Annotated in this window: 20 protein-coding genes and 1 riboswitch; of the genes, 10 read left to right on the top strand and 10 right to left on the bottom strand. The window is 46.6% G+C overall.

Translation table 11 applies throughout. The features are described from left to right. Positions 1-40 precede the first annotated feature (40 nt). Both NLX74_RS05860 and NLX74_RS05855 read right to left on the bottom strand, forming a co-directional pair. Positions 41-514 (bottom strand): Rrf2 family transcriptional regulator, encoded by a 474-nt coding sequence (locus tag NLX74_RS05860; RefSeq protein ID WP_235306588.1) that lies wholly within the window; start codon positions 512-514, stop codon positions 41-43. Positions 515-580: 66 nt separating this feature from the next. Continuing rightward, positions 581-787 (bottom strand): carbohydrate-binding protein, encoded by a 207-nt coding sequence (locus tag NLX74_RS05855; RefSeq protein ID WP_302058529.1) that lies wholly within the window; start codon positions 785-787, stop codon positions 581-583. Positions 788-1,021: 234 nt separating this feature from the next. Here NLX74_RS05855 and NLX74_RS05850 point away from each other — a divergent pair, with 234 nt between their 5' ends. From NLX74_RS05850 to metE, 4 genes are all read left to right on the top strand, one after another. Continuing rightward, positions 1,022-1,492, top strand: coding sequence for an AbrB/MazE/SpoVT family DNA-binding domain-containing protein (locus tag NLX74_RS05850; RefSeq protein WP_023990816.1), 471 nt, complete (start codon positions 1,022-1,024; stop codon positions 1,490-1,492). A gap of 291 nt (positions 1,493-1,783) precedes the next feature. Further along, positions 1,784-3,733 (top strand): anaerobic ribonucleoside triphosphate reductase, encoded by a 1,950-nt coding sequence (locus NLX74_RS05845; RefSeq protein ID WP_235306589.1) that lies wholly within the window; start codon positions 1,784-1,786, stop codon positions 3,731-3,733. After that, positions 3,730-4,227, top strand: coding sequence for an anaerobic ribonucleoside-triphosphate reductase activating protein (gene nrdG, locus NLX74_RS05840; RefSeq protein WP_235306590.1), 498 nt, complete (start codon positions 3,730-3,732; stop codon positions 4,225-4,227). The genes NLX74_RS05845 and nrdG overlap by 4 nt, the downstream gene beginning before the upstream one ends. A 183-nt stretch (positions 4,228-4,410) precedes the next feature. After that, positions 4,411-4,606: riboswitch (cobalamin riboswitch) on the top strand. A 161-nt stretch (positions 4,607-4,767) separates the two neighbouring features. Beyond that, positions 4,768-7,086, top strand: coding sequence for a 5-methyltetrahydropteroyltriglutamate--homocysteine S-methyltransferase (metE, locus tag NLX74_RS05835; RefSeq protein ID WP_254328186.1), 2,319 nt, complete (start codon positions 4,768-4,770; stop codon positions 7,084-7,086). An 88-nt stretch (positions 7,087-7,174) separates the two neighbouring features. Here metE and NLX74_RS05830 read toward each other — a convergent pair whose 3' ends face one another. After that, positions 7,175-7,708: a DUF6985 domain-containing protein gene (locus NLX74_RS05830; protein ID WP_254328185.1), complete on the bottom strand. Its 534-nt coding sequence runs from the start codon at positions 7,706-7,708 to the stop codon at positions 7,175-7,177. A 381-nt stretch (positions 7,709-8,089) separates the two neighbouring features. On the opposite strand from NLX74_RS05830, the gene NLX74_RS05825 reads away from it, so the two are divergent. The 5 genes from NLX74_RS05825 to NLX74_RS05805 all read left to right on the top strand — a co-directional run bounded on the left by NLX74_RS05825 (position 8,090) and on the right by NLX74_RS05805 (position 11,282). Further along, positions 8,090-8,419, top strand: coding sequence for a PadR family transcriptional regulator (locus tag NLX74_RS05825; RefSeq protein WP_061830478.1), 330 nt, complete (start codon positions 8,090-8,092; stop codon positions 8,417-8,419). Further along, positions 8,412-8,963, top strand: coding sequence for a DUF1700 domain-containing protein (locus tag NLX74_RS05820; protein ID WP_254328184.1), 552 nt, complete (start codon positions 8,412-8,414; stop codon positions 8,961-8,963). Before NLX74_RS05825 ends, NLX74_RS05820 begins: the two co-directional genes overlap by 8 nt. A gap of 4 nt (positions 8,964-8,967) precedes the next feature. After that, entirely contained in the window at positions 8,968-9,819 is an 852-nt protein-coding gene (locus tag NLX74_RS05815; protein ID WP_254328183.1) for a DUF4097 family beta strand repeat-containing protein, read from the top strand. A gap of 120 nt (positions 9,820-9,939) precedes the next feature. Continuing rightward, positions 9,940-10,659, top strand: a complete 720-nt coding sequence (locus NLX74_RS05810; protein ID WP_076264523.1) for a 3-ketoacyl-ACP reductase — start codon at positions 9,940-9,942, stop codon at positions 10,657-10,659. A gap of 185 nt (positions 10,660-10,844) precedes the next feature. Then, positions 10,845-11,282 carry an AbrB/MazE/SpoVT family DNA-binding domain-containing protein gene (locus tag NLX74_RS05805; RefSeq protein WP_061830486.1) on the top strand — a complete coding sequence of 146 codons (438 nt, stop codon included), beginning with the start codon at positions 10,845-10,847 and terminating at the stop codon, positions 11,280-11,282. 69 nt (positions 11,283-11,351) lie between these two features. On the opposite strand, the gene NLX74_RS05800 is transcribed toward NLX74_RS05805, so the two are convergent. Continuing rightward, positions 11,352-11,810, bottom strand: coding sequence for a hypothetical protein (locus NLX74_RS05800; RefSeq protein WP_061830488.1), 459 nt, complete (start codon positions 11,808-11,810; stop codon positions 11,352-11,354). Positions 11,811-11,930: 120 nt separating this feature from the next. Between NLX74_RS05800 and NLX74_RS05795 the strand changes: the two genes are divergently transcribed. Next, positions 11,931-12,092 (top strand): hypothetical protein, encoded by a 162-nt coding sequence (locus NLX74_RS05795; RefSeq protein WP_013312451.1) that lies wholly within the window; start codon positions 11,931-11,933, stop codon positions 12,090-12,092. 25 nt (positions 12,093-12,117) lie between these two features. Here NLX74_RS05795 and NLX74_RS05790 read toward each other — a convergent pair whose 3' ends face one another. The 6 genes from NLX74_RS05790 to NLX74_RS05765 all read right to left on the bottom strand — a co-directional run bounded on the left by NLX74_RS05790 (position 12,118) and on the right by NLX74_RS05765 (position 18,781). Next, positions 12,118-13,284, bottom strand: a complete 1,167-nt coding sequence (locus tag NLX74_RS05790) for a nitric oxide synthase oxygenase (protein WP_254328182.1) — start codon at positions 13,282-13,284, stop codon at positions 12,118-12,120. Positions 13,285-13,434: 150 nt separating this feature from the next. Further along, positions 13,435-13,911 (bottom strand): Dps family protein, encoded by a 477-nt coding sequence (locus NLX74_RS05785; RefSeq protein WP_023990827.1) that lies wholly within the window; start codon positions 13,909-13,911, stop codon positions 13,435-13,437. Positions 13,912-14,333: 422 nt separating this feature from the next. Beyond that, positions 14,334-16,061, bottom strand: coding sequence for an adenine deaminase C-terminal domain-containing protein (locus tag NLX74_RS05780; protein ID WP_254328181.1), 1,728 nt, complete (start codon positions 16,059-16,061; stop codon positions 14,334-14,336). Between the two features lie 28 nt (positions 16,062-16,089). Beyond that, positions 16,090-17,148 (bottom strand): ABC transporter ATP-binding protein, encoded by a 1,059-nt coding sequence (locus NLX74_RS05775; RefSeq protein ID WP_254328180.1) that lies wholly within the window; start codon positions 17,146-17,148, stop codon positions 16,090-16,092. Between the two features lie 16 nt (positions 17,149-17,164). Then, positions 17,165-17,953: an ABC transporter permease gene (locus NLX74_RS05770; protein ID WP_013312456.1), complete on the bottom strand. Its 789-nt coding sequence runs from the start codon at positions 17,951-17,953 to the stop codon at positions 17,165-17,167. 6 nt (positions 17,954-17,959) lie between these two features. Continuing rightward, entirely contained in the window at positions 17,960-18,781 is an 822-nt protein-coding gene (locus NLX74_RS05765; protein WP_013312457.1) for an ABC transporter permease, read from the bottom strand. Positions 18,782-18,803: the final 22 nt, after the last annotated feature.

Here is an 18,803-nt window from a genome sequence, read left to right as displayed (position 1 = left end):
AGCCGATACAACCCTCTCTTGAGAGTCGTATCGGCTATTATCATTTTGAATCTTCATTATGATTGCATTTCTCCACCACGAGTGATGTACGATTGGCAAGCGAAGCCAGCGTATGGGACCCCCATACTTCTAGCATACGTTGTTCGCTCTCGGCTAAAATTTCGGATACGGCTATCGCCAACTCCTCACAAAAAGGATTGGTTTCCGGTTCATGCATCATACCCGGGAAAATCGGATCACATATTTCAATGGCGTGATATATATCGGCAAGTGTAATATGGTCGGCCGAGCGGGTAAGCACATAGCCTCCCTCACGACCTTCGCGTGCTGCAATCAAATCTGCCTGTACAAGTCGCGTCAGCACCCTGCGCACCAAAGTGACTTCGCAGTCAATGGAACGGGCAATTGAACCGCTGGCACAGAGTTCTCCGTGCTTTTCCAAATAGACAAGCGCCTTTACCGCCACCCCAAGCCATTTGGGCGTTGCGGTGCGTAGTCGTTTTTCACTATTCAAATGAGATGACACCCCTAAGCTGTAGAAACTTCGTTGAATGCATTGTACGTGATGTCAGAAGTAAGTTCAAGCCTGAAAGCCGGAATCCTCTGTAGCATTAGCGCCCAAAGTAAAATGAGCTAGCCGCACTTCTCCGCTCAACAACAGGTATACATCACGTGTGCCAAAGACTGAATGTACCGCTTCCGCGAGCGAAGTCCATGCTTGCGCCCCTCCTGTATTGCCCACGTTCACACGTGCCACAGCTTCGTTGTCCGGCGCATCCAAACGCAGCTCAATTGTGGCATAAGCTTAATTAATATGATAAAAAGTTTATTTATGAAAGCGTTTTAATATATCGTAGCTAAAAAGGGATACCCCGGCAACAATACCGAAAACATCCTATACTGGTTGAAAGAGAGACCGCAGCATAAAGACAAAAAAAGTTGTATTTTACCTTCAATATACAAAGCTAAAAATAATATTTTTTGGTATAATCAGGATATATCATGGAAGGAGGAAGCTCTAATGAAAAATACTGGAATGACACGGCCTCTAGATCAATTGGGCCGGATTGTACTTCCTAAGGAAATGCGGACCACAATGGATATCAATATCGGTGATTCACTTGAATTTTTCGTAGATGAAGAAGGGTTTGTACTAAGAAAATACACCGGTGTCTCCTGCAAATTTTGCGGCGCGGTGGATCATTTAACTTATTTTCGCGACAGCTTTATTTGCGCAGAGTGCATCCAGGTATTAAAGACCGATGAAAATGTGCATGCCACAAGCACCGATGCTATCCAGGCTCAAGAAGATTCTAAGCCGACCCGAACCAACACAACCTGGCAACCCAAGCAATCTAGAGTGCAGCAAGGTGAAATGGTAAAAAAGCTACGCAAGCTGATTCAGGAACACCCGAACCTGCCACAAAAAGTATATGCCGAAATGCTAGATATTTCCCAAGGCCGGGTGTCCCAGTTGAAAAAGCTACTCTAAACCTTCTCAAAACAATATCCCAAGATCATATACTATGTACTCGCAAGCCTATCATTTTCCTCGCAACTACGATGGCCAGATATAGAGTAAGGTGCATATTCGTGGATGTGTCCCTTACTCTGTATCTGGCTTTTTTATGCTGCCCGCTCCTACCAATGTGACAATAGTCACATACTCTCAATGTATACGTATATACAATATATAGATCGAAACAATTGGTTAACACAAGATATCATCAATATGTTGTTTTTGTGAAAAATATATATATTTTACTATATGGAGGGTTTTACGATGAAGGTGCTGGAGGAACATCAATTATACGACATCGGCGAGCGGGTCATTGGGGCACAAGATCTGGACATGCTGCGGGAGAATGCAAATTTGAATGGAGAATCGTTCAGCGGCAAAATGAGCAAGCTTGGGTCCGAGTATGCCAAATGGTATGCACGCCTGCGGGTACTTCCGCCTGAACTGACGAACGCGATTGACCACGGGTATGTATATGTTCACGATTTGGACCAATATGCACTCGGAACTACAAATTGTATCTTTATCCCTTTTGGTCGTTTACTGCGAGACGGCTTCAATACAGGCAACGGCTCTGTGCGCACACCGCAAACGATTATGTCTGCTATGGCACTAGTCGCCATCATATTCCAGTCTCAGCAAAACAGCCAATTCGGAGGTGTCTCTGCCAATAAAATCGATTGGGACCTTGCCCCATACGTTGCCCGGTCCTTCCGCAAGCATCTGCGCAAGGGACTCCGGTTGTTCGAGGAAGAGATAGAATCCAGTCTGTCTGAAGACGAACTACATATGGCCAATCCCCATTTGCAAGAAGTCTGCCCTCGTTCCTACGCATTCGCACGCGAAGAAACGGAAACGGAAACCCGGCAGGCTGCTGAATCGCTCATTCATAACCTGAACACCATGAGCAGTCGGGCGGGGGGACAGATTCCATTTACTTCACTGAATTACGGAATGTGCACGTCTGCTGAGGGACGGCTTGTTACTCAATCGCTGCTGGAGGCCACTATTCGCGGCTTGGGCAGCGGGGAAACTCCTATTTTTCCACAACATATTTTCCAATGTAAAGAGGGAATCAACCAGGCAGAAGGCGACATCAATTATGATTTGTTCTTACGGGCGGTAGAATGCTCTAGCAGACGGATGTATCCCAATTTTGTGAATGTGGATGCCACCTTCAACCTGCCTTTTTACCGTGCTGATGATCCAGATACCATTATAGCGACAATGGGTTGCCGTACCCGCACCATTTCTGACCGTTTCGGTAGAAACCGGCAGAGTGGCAAGGGAAATCTCTCCTTCAATACCATTAATCTGGTGCGACTTGGCATTGAGTATGGTATTTGCACAGGCAAACGCCTGACACCTGACCGTGATCGCTTTGATGCGAGACTAGAAGAAGTTATGCGCATTGCGGTAGATGGCCTAATTCATCGTTATCAAATCCAGACCAGCCAACCGGCCAAAGCCTCGGACTTTATGATGCGCGAAGGGGTATGGGAAGGTGGAGAACAACTGGCACCAGATGATAAGGTGGGAAGCGTACTAAAGCACGGTACGCTTTCGATCGGGTTCATCGGGCTGGCTGAGTGCATGAAGGCACTATACGGGAAACACCACGGGGAGGATGATTTCGTATACCGCGAGGCACAGCGAATCATCACTTCCATGCGCGTGTATTGCGATCGAATGAGTGAGTACCACAATTTAAATATTACATTGTTCGCTACGCCTGCCGAAGGTCTGTCGGGCAAGTTCACATTGCTGGATCAACGTGATTTCGGGATTATTCCTGAGGTAAATGATCGAGAATATTACACGAATTCTTTTCATATTCCCGTGTATTACACGCTCCCGGCTGCTCGTAAAATCAGCTTGGAAGCTCCGTTCCATAACCTATGCAACGCTGGTGCGATTTCATACATTGAGCTGGACGGTAATGCGCGGAATAACCCGGATGCGTTTCTTAAAATTGTTCAGTATGCGCTGCATCAGAACATCGGCTACTTCTCCATCAACCATCCGGTGGATCGTTGTACGGAATGTGGTTATGAAGGGATTATCGGGACAAGCTGCCCCCAATGTGGCACAGATGAGGAGCACACACACTTTCAGCGCTTACGTCGGGTAACCGGATATCTGACAGGAGATTATACCGTTCGCTTTAATGCCGCAAAACAGGCAGAAGTTCGAGACCGGGTGAAACATAAGTGAATTTGTGTGGCTACATTCCGGAATCTCTGAACGAAGGATACGGCCTGCGCACCGTTGTGTTCATTAGCGGTTGCCGTCATGCCTGTCCTGGATGCTTTAATCCAGAGTCGTGGAGCTTCCGTGCAGGCGAGCCATTCACCCCCCAACGACAACAGGAGGTCATTCGTGACATCATGGAAAATCCGTTGTTGGACGGACTGACTCTCTGCGGGGGAGACCCGTTTTTCTCAGCAGCAGAATGCTCGCAATTTGTGCGTGACTTCCGCGAGGCCTGTCCCGACCGAACCGTGTGGGCTTACACTGGCTTTGTCTATGAAGATCTACTCACAGATCCGGAGCGACAGGAACTGGCGCTTTTGTGCGATGTGATTGTGGATGGTCGTTTTGTAGAACAGCAAAAGGACCTGACCCTTCCCTTCCGGGGCAGTCGCAACCAGCGTCTGGTAGATGTAAAAGCCAGCATTCAGGCAGACTATACCGTTTCATTGACATAAGGCGATGCTTACCCAGCAAGCAAGATGCTATATCTAATCTAAGACAAGCCCCCATCATGGGTAAGGCTTGTCTTTTTTTCATATAGCTAACAGATTCCATTGGAGTTTCTATTGCGCATCCTGTAAGTTTCACTTATGATGGTGAACAAGTATACGAGTGCATAATTATTCGTCATACCTTAACCGCATAGCTTGGAGATAGGTGTCTGTTCTATTCAGATCAGGCTTAAAAGGGAAGCCGGTGCAAATCCGGCACGGTCCCGCCACTGTAAACGGGGAACTTTCAGCTGTTCATATATCCACTGGTCCACAGACCGGGAAGGAATGCTGAGCGTCATGATCCGTAAGTCAGGAGACCTGCCTATTTTAACAACATCGCAAGTACCTACGGAAGATAGGGAGGTGTTAAGAGCAGTCGCCGTATTTTTGATTTTTTAATCACGGAGGCATTCTTTCCCCTACTTATTTTTAACCTTGGGGGGAAGAATGCCTTTTTTGGTACGTAAAAATAAAACAGCTACCCGCTAGGAGGAAAAGTACATGTCCATTATTGAATGGCCTGAATTGTCCGGCTTAATCAGCAGTAATCTGGGATATCCGCGTATCGGCGAAAATCGGGAATGGAAGAAAGCACTGGAACGCTTCTGGAACGGCAGCATTAACGAAAGCGAACTGCAGACGGAAATGAAAAAATTACGGTTGGAGCATCTGAGCAAGCAGCGCGATAAGGGGATTGATCGCATTCCTGTCGGAGACTTCTCCTATTACGATCACATGCTGGATACATCTGTGATGTTCGGTCTAGTACCTGAACGGTTCAACTATCGTCCCGCAGGTCCGGTTCCTCTGTCCGTGTACTTCGGGATCGCTCGCGGTCAGAAGGGAGCAACCGCCAGTGAAATGACCAAATGGATGAATACCAATTATCACTACATCGTTCCCGAATTGGCAAATGCAGTCCCGGTATTCACTGAAAATAAACCCTTACAAGCTTATCGTGAAGCAAAACAGGAACTAGGCATTGAGGGTAAACCGGTTCTCATCGGCCCTTATTCATTCGTTACCCTTTCCAAAGGCTATGATCGTAAGGAGCTTGCCTCTATTATAAGAACCTTCCTGCCTTTATACACCCATGTCCTATCTGAACTAGCAGCAGAAGGTGTTCAGTGGGTCCAAATCGATGAACCTGTCCTGACCACCTCATTCCCAGTAGAGGATCTGGACATTATTCAGGAAGTCTATGAAGCTTTGAACCAAGCTGCGCCCTCCTCAAATATAATGCTGCAAACCTACTTTGGCAGCCTAGATCATTATGAGCGTCTGTCCGCACTTCCGGTACAGGGGCTAGGTCTTGATTTTGTGTATGATGATGGCGAAAATCTTCAGCATATATTGCAGCATGGCTTCCCTAAAGGAAAAACGCTGGGCGCTGGTGTCATTGACGGACGCAATATATGGCGAAGCGACCTGAACGCTGTAGCTGCTCTGCTGGGTCAGTTAGCAGAACAGACCACTGCCGAGCAGCTTATCGTACAGCCATCATGCAGTCTGCTGCATGTGCCAGTCAGCCTGGAGGCAGAGCACAAGCTGGACAAGGAGCTGGTGCAAGCGCTGGCCTTTGCTGATGAAAAGCTAGAGGAAATCGCCATCCTGACGGCTGCACTTAGCAAACACGATCCATCCGCACTCACCAAGCTTGGACAAAGTGCAGATGCGGTAGCCCGTTTCAACAGTTCAGCGGCACGCGTACAGACAACTGCCGATCTGGCCGACCTGTTGGCCAAAGAGCCTCTGTCACGCAGCGTTCCTTTCGCCGAGCGTCGTGAGATTCAGCAAAATAAGCTGAAGTTGCCTCCACTGCCTACGACGACCATTGGTAGCTTCCCGCAAACCGCCGAGATCCGCAAGGCCCGCCTGCACTATCGCAAAGGAGAATGGTCTGCCGAGCAATATCGAACGTTCATCCAACAGCAAATTAAGGAATGGATTGATATCCAAGAGGACATTGGCATTGACGTGCTTGTACATGGGGAATTTGAGCGGACCGACATGGTTGAATTTTTTGGCGAAAAGCTGAACGGCTTTGCTTTTACGCAAAACGGATGGGTGCAGTCCTACGGCTCCCGCTGTGTCAAACCGCCGATTATATACGGAGACGTTTCCTTCGATCAGCCCATGACCGTGGAAGAAACGGCATTCGCCCAATCGTTAACTTCCAAACCTGTTAAGGGTATGCTTACGGGTCCTGTGACCATTTTGAACTGGTCTTTCGAACGTAATGACATTCCACGCAGTCAAGTTGCTTTACAGTTGGCTCTGGCATTACGGGCAGAGGTAGAGGCACTGGAACAAGCGGGCATCGGCATGATTCAGGTCGATGAGCCTGCAATTCGTGAAGGGCTTCCGCTGAAAAAAGAACAGCAGCAAGCCTATCTGGATTGGGCGGTTCAAGCCTTCCTTGTGACCACGGCCACCGTAGAGCCAGCGACCCAAATCCATACGCATATGTGCTATTCCGAATTTCAGCATATGATTCAGTCCATCTCCGATATGGATGCCGACGTTATATCTATTGAAACCTCGCGAAGCCACGGAGAACTGATTGTCAGCTTTGAAGATCAGGTATACGACAAAGGCATTGGTCTGGGCGTGTACGATATCCACAGTCCGCGCATCCCCGATGTATCTGAAATGCTAAGCATGATCCAGCGTGCCCTGCGCGTACTGCCATCAGATTTGTTCTGGGTTAATCCGGATTGTGGTCTGAAAACCCGCACCAAAGAGGAATCTGTCGCCGCCTTGCGGCAAATGGTACAAGCAGCTCAAGCAGCCCGGGCTGCTTTGGCTGTATCCAACTAATTTTTTTATCGTATCCAATCGCGCCATCATTTTCGCCTTATCCTATTCCCCTTTCCGGCCCTTATTGCTAAAAGCCAGGAAGGGGGATTTATTCTAGATCATATAATGTATATACGCCTTGAATATGCTCCATTTTCATCTGCTTCATATGTACGCCTAAGCCATGTTCTCGATCCCAGGAGCAACTAAAATTCAAATACAGTTCATCCTTTGCCGATGAGTCGGAAATCAGTATAGACATAAGCTGTATTCGATCCAACAATTGTTCCGGTCGCTCCACATAAGGCGCATATTCATCTGGGTCCTCTCCCCATGTACTGTAAGCATTCCGGTACTTTTCCACTATGCCAGCATAATGATGGTGTATGGACTCCAACACTTGAGGATGAATAGTTGACGAATATTCCATATACTGCTCCCATGTCTTTTTTTGCAACTGTGTAGGTTCTTCTATAGTCTGTGCCTGTTCTTCGGAGTCGGCTCCCACGATAAATTCGACTTCTACTTCCGAGGGCTGCCCGCAAAAATCAACATGTACTACACCACGCAGAACAATCTCCTCAGATACATCCCAAGACTCATCATCCTGTTCCAGTTCCATATACCAGTGTTTCCAATCCACCCTTTACCACCTCTTCATAAAAAGTAATCTTTAAACCTATTGAATACTTTACAATCTATCATTTTAATGAATGAAATTAAAGCGGCATCTTATTTGGGCTTCCAGCCAGATTTCGAGGAATTTCCAAATGAAACTACTTTTTTCTACAACATTCGCTATTCAATAAAGCCTTCAAGAAAGAAAATCTGCCCATTTCGGCACAAATATTTTATTATTAAAAATTTAGTACCTTGCATTAATCAGTACATGATGTTAAATTATACCTGACTACTGTTCTATAATTAGTACCCGTGACAAATTATGCACAAACACACGTTTCTTCCCCTTATTCCGAACGACACCTATGAATCATTGATAACATCCAGGAAGGGAGCACCGCTCGTGAATGTGAACATCCAATTCAAAAAAGGGGTACTGGAACTGTGCGTTCTAGTTCTAATTGGACGCAGAGACCGTTATGGCTACGAGTTGGCTCAAGCCGTCTCCCGTCATATTGAAGTAGCTGAGGGAGCCCTATATCCACTGCTTCGCCGTCTGGTATCAGAAGGATACTGCACAACGTATTTACAGGAATCGACCGAGGGGCCTCCCCGTAAATATTATCGGCTGACTGATACTGGAAGCCATTATACAAAAATACTTACGCGGGAATGGAATGATTTTGTCCATCATGTCGCAAGCCTACTGGAGGAAGGAAATTCCGATGAATAGAAAACAGTTTCTTACAGAGGTGGAGCAGCGTCTTTCTCCTCTCCCTGCAGAGGTACGCAATGAGCTGCTTAGTGATTTGAGCCAGCATTTTGACTACGGGTTGGTCAATGGAAAAAGCGAAAGTGAGATTGCCAATGAGCTGGGTAACCCAGAGGATATTGCCCGAGAAGCGTTGGATGATCCCAATGCAGCCTGGAACGCTTCTCCTCCGCTTCGCCAGGGAAGCTTCGCACGCAATCTTTTTACTTTCTTAGGACTGCTGTTTCTCAACTTGCTGATCTCCATCCCGATTATGGCTACCCTATGGGTAGTATGGGTTTCATTGACCGTAGTAGCGGTCATCTTCATTGCAGCCCCCCTTCTCGCCGTTACTGATTATGCGCTGAACAGCACCTTTTACCCGGCCAAATTCTTTTTCTCTATCACGTTGACGGGTATAGGTCTATTGCTGCTGCCTGGAGTACGTTATCTCTTACTCCTTATGGTCAAAGGCACAGTACGATACTGGAAATGGAATCAGACTACCCTGAGGGGAGCTTACTAACAACATGAATAAAAAGTGGTTTATTGCTGCAGGTCTGTGCATTGTGATCGGTGTAGCCGGAATGGTGGCTTACGGTGCCCCATGGAGTCAACAAGTCATGAAGGAAACAACTGCGATTAACAAAAAATGGACGTTCACACGTGGTCAGCTACAGAAGCTGAAAGTGGACAGTTCTGATGATGTCTCTATTTTGTTTACTCCCGGCTCTGGCGACCAAGGTACGATACGCATTAGTGGAGAAGTTCAGACAAAGGTAGCCGACCAAATTCATAATGCCCGAATTGAGAACGGTAAGCTTACGATTCAATCGGAGCCGGCCGCTTCCTTGTCATTTCTTTCGATCACCCCTGATTTAGATCAAACGATTACCGTAGAGATGCCCTCCGGCGAAACACTAACTGACCTACAGGTAGATGCACATTCAGGGAATGTAAAACTTCAAGATGCCTCCGTGCAGAATACTTCCATCACCGCTACTTCAGGCACTGCCGAGATTACAAACCTCCAAAGTACCCACCTGATCGCAAATTTAACATCCGGCAATTTTACAGCCAGTCAGCTTGCAGCAGATATGGAGTTGAAGCTTACTTCAGGCGATGTTACCATCCGCGATTATAGCGGTAATGGCCTTATTTCCCTAACCTCAGGGGAGACAAATATTACGCAACGTGCCGTAGCCAACTTGGAAGTAAATGCTGATTCTGGTGACGTGAAGATTAAACAAGCTCCCGATTTTAAAGGTGTTTATAATGTCCACTCTGACTCTGGGAGTATAGATACTCCCGAATCTGTTCTCGGTAGTGTGAACGTGATAAAGGTAGAAACCACCTCAGGGGATATTAATATTTCCAAATAGGAGACCTCTAGATGAATACCTCATCAGAGGCGAAGTTTGGTTCAATGAGTTTAACCTTGTATAATGTAACCATGTGCTCACATGCACAATCACGTTATGGAGTGAAAAGGAGGAGACTGGATGGAACTTAAGAATAAAACAGCCATTATTACAGGAGCCAGCAAAGGAATCGGTAAAGCAATTGCCGAAACTTTAGCCAAGGAAGGCGTTAACCTGGGATTAATCTCACGAACATTGACTGACCTGCAAAAGCTGCAGGATTCGCTGGGGAGTACATACGGTGTGAAAGTGGTGAGTGCTGTTGCAGATATATCTGATCGCGCACAGGCCGCTGCCGCTGTAGCTTCACTGGAACACGAGTTGGGCGCTGTCGATATTTTGATCAATAATGCAGGCATTGCTACCTTTGGCACAGTCGCAGATATGGACCCCGAAGAGTGGGAACGTATTATTCGCGTAAACCTGATGGGAACCTATTATGTTACACATGCTGCTCTTCCAAGCATGCTGGCACAAAAGAGCGGAAACATTATTAATATTTCCTCGACGGCAGGAGAACGAGGTTTTGCAACAGGCTCGGCATATTGCGCATCCAAATTTGCTTTGATGGGCTTCACGGAAGCACTGATGCAGGAAGTTCGCAAATCCAATATTCGCGTCACCGCGCTGACTCCAAGTACTGTCAATACAGAACTGGCGGCAAACGCAGGACTGCCTATTGGTGATGAGGATCGCATGCTTCAACCGCAGGATTTGGCCGATCTGACATTAGCCGCATTGAAACTGCCTCCACGGGTTCAATTAAAAGTAGCCGGTATTTGGACAACCAACCCACAGTAATTCGACATGACATCTTAGATTCATTGGCTGTACAATGCTCCGGCAGACGTAATTGTTCGTCATGCCGGAGCTTTTTTTCAGCATAGCTATACCAAAACAAACTGTAATATAAGCGCTTTGTACTTCCAGCATATATACATACAATTCCTACAACTATAAGCGCATTTCAGGAAAGGGGAAAAATGATGAAGAACACAGGAATGACACGGCCATTAGACCATTTGGGCCGCATTGTGCTGCCCAAGGAGCTGCGCAATTCTATGAATATTAATATTGGAGATGCCCTCGATTTTTTTATTACCCCAGAGGGACTGATGATTCGCAAGTATACGGGGGTTTCTTGCTATTTTTGTGGTGCCGTAGATCATTTGAGCTATTTTAGGGATCATCTGATATGTAAAAGTTGTATTGAAAATCTGAAGAGCGATAATCCTTCCAGTCATTTGAATGAATCCCGTCCTGTCCAGCCCAAGAAAAGAAGGAGTTACAGAAATCAGAATGATCTCCTGAATAAACTAAAACAGCTCATGCAGGAGCATCCTAATGTATCTCAAAAAGAATTAGCCGAAATGCTCGAACTATCCCAAGGACGCGTGTCGCAGCTTAAAAAGCTACTTCTTTAAATCATCCGACCCGATCTCGTATGTTCTAATTAACAAAAAAAGAGCCTGACGGCTCTTGGATCATCATCGTTACGCAATGTCGGACTGCTCTATAACCGGGACCCGATAGGCCAGCAAGGACTCGTCTATTACGGCAGAAATAAACGTTGCTTCTATTTCAGGCACCAATCTAAGCGCATAATTCCATGCGTTTTCTTCAATTTGCAGCGCAAGTCGTTGCCGGGTCCCTATCCCGTTCTCTTGCTCCAACGCATCGGAGAGGTCCACTAATTCCGTATCGGCGGCGTGCCCGATCTCATGTGCAAGCACAACCGTAAAATACTCCTCAACTCGATCAACGCTGCCGAACATCTGTACACACTGTGTTTCGATAACGTCCGTATACATGGTAATGGCGTGAGCATTCATGGCATACTTGCCCCCAATCAGCCTTCCACCAGGAAAACGTTTCTCCAGCTTGACTGTCACACCTATAGCAGCCCGTTCCAACAGCTCAGCGACAATGCGCTCTGCCTGATTTCTTTCCAACTTAGCTTCGCTCCTCAAACCAGGATATATAAAGTTATATTTACTTTAAACTTATGAAATCATGGATGTGTTCATACCATATACAGTACGATATTATACCTTTTTACAAAGGAGAATACCATGTCAGAAGATTATTATATAGGTTGGGGAACGCTTGCCCTGATTAATGCCGGTTTGGCACAGTCCAAAAATCGGAGCGGGCTAAATTGGTTTCTGCTCTCCCTATTAATAGGGCCACTGGCTACCCTATTTATCGTTGCATGGGATAAGCTGGAGTCCTAATCCAGCCATTAGGTCATTCCCATCGTTATCCGGAATGAAAAGGGCAGCCTTGGCGCTTCTGCTGAAGCACTGTGTCTGTTGCTGTACTAGTAGCCTGTCTCGACGTATACGGCTTCTCTTGAACTCCGAAATTCGGCTTCACAAGCCGATTATCATAGGAGCTATGAAAAATATGCGTTGTCGCCGGGGATAGCGGGGGGATCAGCCATGTCCAATTGCCTGTCAGCGCGCGCCCAGCCTTGGCTTCTCGTTCCTCAAACAGCTTGAATTGTGCCGCTGCGGTATGGTGGTCGACAATGCTGACTCCCGCTTTTTTAAAAGAATGCAGCACAGCAATATTCAATTCCACCAGCGCCCGATCACGCCAAAGCGTTGTTTCACTCGTCGTATCGAGTCCCATCAGCTTAGCCACCTGTGGCAACATATTATAGCGGAAGGTATCCGCAAAATTACGGGCGCCGATTTCTGTTCCCATATACCAGCCGTTAAAGGGAGCCGCTGTATAGATGATACCGCCAATCTCCAGCGTCATGTCCGAAATCATAGGCACGGCATACCAACGTAGTCCAAGGGAGGCTATACTTGAGAGTTCTGGATGCTCAATGGGCACCTCCATTACCAAATGTTTGGGAATATCAAAGAGCTGGGGAGGCTGCCCACCGGCTTCCACAACCAGTGGCAATATATCAAAAGGAGTCATCGCCCCTTGCCAGCCCATGTCTTTACAAGCATTGGTAAAATCCACCGAGATCGGGTCCCCGATGATCCCTTGATCGGTTTCATATCCAGCGTAACGAATGAGTTGATGGTTCCAGATGCGAATATTCGGTTCCCCCGGCTTGGAGGCGCGAAATACAGTAAGCGTTGGCTTAATTTTACCGCCATTCGTTCCTATGCGTATATGCTCCAGTAGCTCGCTGACCACCTCCGTCGCATCTGATGCGCCCCGCGCATCCCTGACCAAAAGCTTGTCCCAAAATAAGCGCCCGATGCAACGATTGCTATTGCGCCAAGCCATGAGCGCTCCGTGCTCCAGCTCTTCGTAAGTATGATCATACGTTCCCGTAGCCTCTATGTCGTAACGAATATTAAGAAGCCGGGCTTCCGCTTCATCGCGGCTTCGGCCCAGCTCCTCATAACATGTATATATAAACTGCTCCGCTTCATGCAAAAGCTGTTGTTTTACTTCCATAACATACACCCCATCCCGGCAGCTCCATGACTCAAGAGCCCGTGGTCTTCCACGCCTTCTCGTCATTATACTCCAGTGGCAGACTGGAACCAACGGGATGTGTATCTTGTTCACCTGATCTCCATATACATGGAAATATACACCAATTAATTATCCCAAATACGCACTCAGCATCCAGATATGTTTATCCATTGCTTCTCTCAAGCCGTTAAGAAGATCCTCTGTCGCTTTATCCTGTGCTGCTTCCGCTGCTTCCATCCCATTAGCCAGTTCAACAGTGATGGTTTTAAAATCAGCAACAACGGACTTCACCATATCGTCAGCTGTCTGCTCACCTGCAGACTCCTGAATAGCTGAAAGTTGCAAATGCTCCTTCAAGGTCGCAGCTGGACGGCCACCAATAGCCAACAAACGTTCAGCAATCGTATCTAAATTAGCTGTTGCTTCATTGTAAAGCTCTTCAAATTTAGCATGCAGTGTGAAGAATTTAGGTCCTTTCACATACCAGTGGAAATAATGCAGTTTCGTATACAATACAGACCAGGTAGCTACCTGACGATTCAATGCCTTGTGCAATTCTTGAATAGCCTCTTGTGTAGGTGCGTTCGTATGATTTAATGTACTCATGTTAAAATCCCCTCTCGTTTTCATTCAAAATATAGTTGGTGTAAAGCTTGGATACTCGTTAACAGTAGTGTCTGATTTTCTTCAAATTCCCATGCGTGAATCCAATAAATATTTATTAATTAATTTAGACTTAATCTAAATCCTGTTTTAATTATAACACTGTGTCGATGTTTTTCAAGTCTTAATTCGGTTTAAATCATGAAGATTACGTGAATTGATTGTAAATCAAACTCTATAGGCAATAGGATATCCAGAATCAAGACTTATTTATCTTTTATACATAGGTTACATCAATAGGAGTAAAGAAGATGTTAATTTTGTCTGCTAAAGTATCTGTATTGTAGGCAAAGTCCATAACCTACTACCTCATACCTAGCCACAACAAAAAAAGAGCCGGCCCGTACGAGGGTCGGCTCTTTTTTTTATTCTTGCATCTCTGAAGGTTGCACGATTAAGGATACAACCTTGCCAGCATTTACATCAATCAGGCCGTGATCGGTAATCTTCAAGGCTGGGCTGACCGGCAAAGAATGCGTACTCAGTGACATGATTGGATTGTAATGACGGTAGCCCAGCGACAGCAAGGCTGAACGAAGCTCCTTCACATGGGCTGCAACCATTTCCAGCGGTCCTTCTGTTAAAATCCCGCCTACGGTTAACGGCAAATGGGACAGCACCTTGCCATTTTCAACTACGCAAAAGCCACCTTGGCTGGATAGAACCGTATTCGCAGCCAGTATCATATCTTGCTTGTTATGCCCTACGACCAGCAAGTTATGGTTATCGTGCGAATAGGTGGTTGCCACTGCCCCACGTTTAATCGTATCTCCCCCGATCAAACCGTAAGCACGGTTGCCATTCTTTCCATACCGTTCAAACGTAGCGATGAGTCCATGTTCACCATGTTCCCATACCAGTTCACCCTGCTCCACATGTGCAGGTGCAATCCGTTCGCTCGTAAAAGTAGAGCCATCCTTGACCATCATAATACGACATTGATGTGTGCCATCAGCTACATCCATCTTTACCGTAAAATCCTGTTCCGTGAGCGGATTGAGCTTCACACTTTGATAAAAATGGGCGGGGAAGCGGCTTTTTATCGGTGCTTGATGGTATTCCTCGAACTTATCGAATACCTTGAATCCGTCCTTATAGACTTGCTCCACATCAAATTGACCAAGATCGGACAGCAGTACAAAGTCAGCTATTTTTCCCGGTGCAATTGTTCCGCGGTCATGCATTCGCATCCGTGCAGCAGGAGTAAACGTAGCTGCATAAATAGCATCCTCAGGCTTCATGCCCATTCCGATTGCTTTACTTACAATATGGTTCAGATGCCCTCGCTCTACGAAAGAGTCTGGCATGACATCATCCGTTACGAAGCAAAAATGCTGTGCCACATCTTCCTGAATAAGATAGTCCATCACTTCAGGGGTCATCGATTTTTCCTGGATTTCAATAAACATTCCGGCAGCCATCCGCGCCTTCATACCTTCAATACTTTGGTGAGTATGGTCCGAGCCTATTCCCGCATAGATCAACTGATGCAGATCCAGATCAAGCAGCTGCGGCGTATGGCCTTCAATGATCAGCTCCGGGTAGTGCTCACGAACATGGCGTAAGATGCGATTCGTCTTGCTCTCCGGATCACGAATGACATCCACATAGTTCATAATTTCACCCAGGCAGATCATTTCGCCGGTTTGCAGTAGCGCATCAATCTCGGGAATACCAATCTCGCCCCCTGAGGTTTCGAGCGGCGTTGCCGGGACAGAGCTTGGAATGCCGTAGAACATATCAGCCACGCAATCTTTGCTGGCTTCCATCATTTCCTGGATGCCTTCCAATCCGAAAACATTCGCCATTTCGTGCGGTTCCGGTACAATCGTCGTTACCCCATTGCGAATCAGCCCATAGGAAAAGGTTGCCGGTGTCACCATGGTACTTTCGATATGCAAATGGATGTCAATCAGGCCGGGAATCATATATTTCCCGTGCCCTTCGACAATTTCAGCAGCCTCGAAAGACTCCAGACCACGCTGACCGATATACATAAACTTACCGCCAAGTATAGCTACATTACCTTCTTCGAACGTCTTGTAGTAACTGTTATACACCTTAACTTGTAAAATCATTTTGTCTGCACGCATGATGTATCTCCTTCATCGAACCCGCTGATTATTGGACCAGCACCATTTTATCTGCCGGAAAATGTAGGGTAACCCGCTGACCACTCAGGTAAGGAGTATCCATTTCCTGATTAGCCGTAAAGTTGCCTTTCGCCGTTTCTACCACATACTGATAGCTACGCCCCAGGTAAGTACTTACTTTAATAATACCGGGAAGCTCATTTTCCCCTGTCTCGTTGCCTTCTGTTCGAATGACCAAATCATCCGGGCGAATAGCGCCCTGACGAGCACCCGGTTGGGCGGTACCCTGATTACGCGCTACGCCGAACGAAAGATCGTCTGTATTCAGTCGAATACGATCCCCTTCTTCAGTACGCTCGTCAAAGCTTAGAAAATTATTAAACCCAATAAAACGGGCGACAAATTCGGTCGTCGGATATTTAAAAATGGTCGATGGAGCATCTAATTGTTCGATGTTCCCCTTATTCATAATCGCAACCTGGTCAGAAATCGAAAAACATTCCTCCTGATCATGCGATACATACACAGTAGTGATGCCCAGTTCCTGTTGAATACGGCGGATTTCCACACGCATATTTACACGCAGGTTAGCATCCAAGTTACTCAGAGGTTCATCAAACAACAGCAGATCGGGTTCAATCACAAGCGCTCGCGCAATCGCAACACGTTGACGCTGTCCGCCTGACAATTCACCGGGGAAACGTTTTTCAAATCCCCCTAGGCTAACCGTATCCAGCATGGTCATAACGCGGCGTTTCACATCATCTTCCTTTACCTTACGTAACCGCAGACCAAAGGCAACATTATCAAAAACGGACAAATGCGGGAAGAGTGCATAACTTTGGAATACAAAGCCGAAGTTCCGTTTATTCACCGGAACCCGAGTATAATCCTTATCGCCAAACAAAAATGTTCCTTGTTTAGCTTCGAGAAATCCTGCAATGAGACGAAGTGTGGTCGTTTTGCCACAACCACTCGGTCCCAGCAACGAGAGCAATTGCCCCCGTTCGAGCTGCAAATCGAAATCCTGCAAGATCAGTTGGTTGTCATAAGCGACCGATACGCGATCCAGAGTAAGCAGTGCCATAAGGTTGAAGCCTCCATTACCTTTTAGTGAAGTAAGACAATCCCATCAGTCGTTCAATCAAGAACATCAGGATACCGGTCAAAATCATCAGCATAACCGAAATCGCTGCAATCGTCGGGTCAAAATAATTTTCGACGTAAGTCAGCATTTGAATGGGCAGGGTGCTGAAGCCCGGTCCTGTCATGAAGACGGAGATGTCGACATTGTTGAATGATTCCAGAAAGGCAATCAGGATAGCCGCAATAATACCTGAGCGGATGTTGGGCAGAACCACCTTGAAAAAAGTTTCCAGCCGTCCAGCCCCCAAACTAAGCGCTGCTTCCTCAATCGCAAAATCAAAGTTAGACAAACTGGATGCAATGACTCTAATAATGAACGGCAACATAATCACCGTATGTCCGATTAATAGTCCAGCATATACTGGTAAATGATAAACAATGATCAAATAGCGCAGCAGTGTAAAACCAAGAACGATACCCGGTATAAGCAACGGGGAAAGGAACAAAGCATTCAGTGCATCCTTCCCGCGAAACGAAAAACGACTAAGTGCATAGGCGGCAGGCATACCGATCAGCAGTGCCAAGATGTTGCCTAGCAGAGAGACGACAATGGACGTTTTGAATGTGGACATAAACAAATCCACTTCAAAAATATTTTCATACCAGCGCAAAGAAAAGCCCTGCGGAGGAAATTTTAATACCGTGCCCGGCTCGAAAGAAGTGACCGATATGATCAACAGCGGACCGAGCAGAAAGATGAAGACCAGCAGGCTAAAGAAGCCTAGTCCGTAATGTTTCTCCCGCATATCCACCTACCCCTTCGGATTGAGTTTATGGGCCGCCTTATTTAAGAGACCGACCACGATAAATGTAATAACAATCATAATTGTTGCAATAACAGAAGCTAAAAACCAGTCGTTTAGCGTCATCGCGTTCTGATACAAAAATGTAGCGATAACCCGCTGTTTTCCTCCAAGTAGTGCTGGTGTCGTATATGCAGTCAGGCTACCTACGAAAACGAGAATGCTTCCAATGATCAGACCCGGCACAGACAGCGGAAATACGATTTTACGAAATGCGCTGAATCTGGAAGCCCCGAGGCTCTGAGCAGCATGAACAAGATCACCGTCGATATTTTCGAGCACACCAATCAGTGAAATAATCATCAGTGGTAAAAACAAATGAACCAGACCAATAATCATCGCTGCCGGGGTGTACAAAATATTCAGCGGTTCATCTACAAGTCCTAAACCGATGAGCACGTTATTTAACAGCCCCTTGCGACCCAGAATGACCATCCAGCTGAATGACCGCACCACTGGACTCGTCAATAAGGGAAAGATAGCCAGCGCAAGCAAAATACCTTTACGACGCGGGGCCTTTTGCGAAATATAATAAGCCGTCGGGAAGCCGAGTAATACGCACACGAGTGTCGTTACGACACTGACTTCCAGCGTAGTCAGCAATATTTTCAGAAAATAAGGGTCCTTGAAGAAATGGAGATAGCCTTCTAGGGTGAATGAGCTGTTCTGTACGAAGGTCGAACCGATCGTCAACACAATCGGAATGACCATGAACACCGCCAGAAAGAGCAGACCTGGCAGCAGCAGCCAATACAAGTATGTTTTCTTCATGGGTAGCTCCTTGCGGTTATCG

The sequence above is a fragment of the Paenibacillus sp. MZ03-122A genome (assembly GCF_024213325.1).
In the GTDB taxonomy this organism is placed as follows: Bacteria; Bacillota; Bacilli; order Paenibacillales; family Paenibacillaceae; genus Paenibacillus; species Paenibacillus polymyxa_B.
Note: the sequence above shows the minus strand (reverse complement) of the source record. Positions and strands in the feature narration are given on the sequence as shown.

Excerpts from the sequence above, each read along its gene's own strand:
- NLX74_RS05850 (WP_023990816.1), top strand. The coding sequence starts at position 1,022 with ATGAAAAATACTGGAATGACACGGCCTCTAGATCAATTGGGCCGGATT.
- NLX74_RS05845 (WP_235306589.1), top strand. The coding sequence starts at position 1,784 with ATGAAGGTGCTGGAGGAACATCAATTATACGACATCGGCGAGCGGGTC.
- metE (WP_254328186.1), top strand. The coding sequence starts at position 4,768 with ATGTCCATTATTGAATGGCCTGAATTGTCCGGCTTAATCAGCAGTAAT.
- NLX74_RS05820 (WP_254328184.1), top strand. The coding sequence starts at position 8,412 with ATGAATAGAAAACAGTTTCTTACAGAGGTGGAGCAGCGTCTTTCTCCT.
- NLX74_RS05815 (WP_254328183.1), top strand. The coding sequence starts at position 8,968 with ATGAATAAAAAGTGGTTTATTGCTGCAGGTCTGTGCATTGTGATCGGT.
- NLX74_RS05810 (WP_076264523.1), top strand. The coding sequence starts at position 9,940 with ATGGAACTTAAGAATAAAACAGCCATTATTACAGGAGCCAGCAAAGGA.
- NLX74_RS05805 (WP_061830486.1), top strand. The coding sequence starts at position 10,845 with ATGAAGAACACAGGAATGACACGGCCATTAGACCATTTGGGCCGCATT.
- NLX74_RS05795 (WP_013312451.1), top strand. The coding sequence starts at position 11,931 with ATGTCAGAAGATTATTATATAGGTTGGGGAACGCTTGCCCTGATTAAT.
- NLX74_RS05790 (WP_254328182.1), bottom strand. The coding sequence starts at position 13,284 with ATGGAAGTAAAACAACAGCTTTTGCATGAAGCGGAGCAGTTTATATAT.
- NLX74_RS05785 (WP_023990827.1), bottom strand. The coding sequence starts at position 13,911 with ATGAGTACATTAAATCATACGAACGCACCTACACAAGAGGCTATTCAA.
- NLX74_RS05780 (WP_254328181.1), bottom strand. The coding sequence starts at position 16,061 with ATGCGTGCAGACAAAATGATTTTACAAGTTAAGGTGTATAACAGTTAC.
- NLX74_RS05775 (WP_254328180.1), bottom strand. The coding sequence starts at position 17,148 with ATGGCACTGCTTACTCTGGATCGCGTATCGGTCGCTTATGACAACCAA.
- NLX74_RS05770 (WP_013312456.1), bottom strand. The coding sequence starts at position 17,953 with ATGCGGGAGAAACATTACGGACTAGGCTTCTTTAGCCTGCTGGTCTTC.
- NLX74_RS05765 (WP_013312457.1), bottom strand. The coding sequence starts at position 18,781 with ATGAAGAAAACATACTTGTATTGGCTGCTGCTGCCAGGTCTGCTCTTT.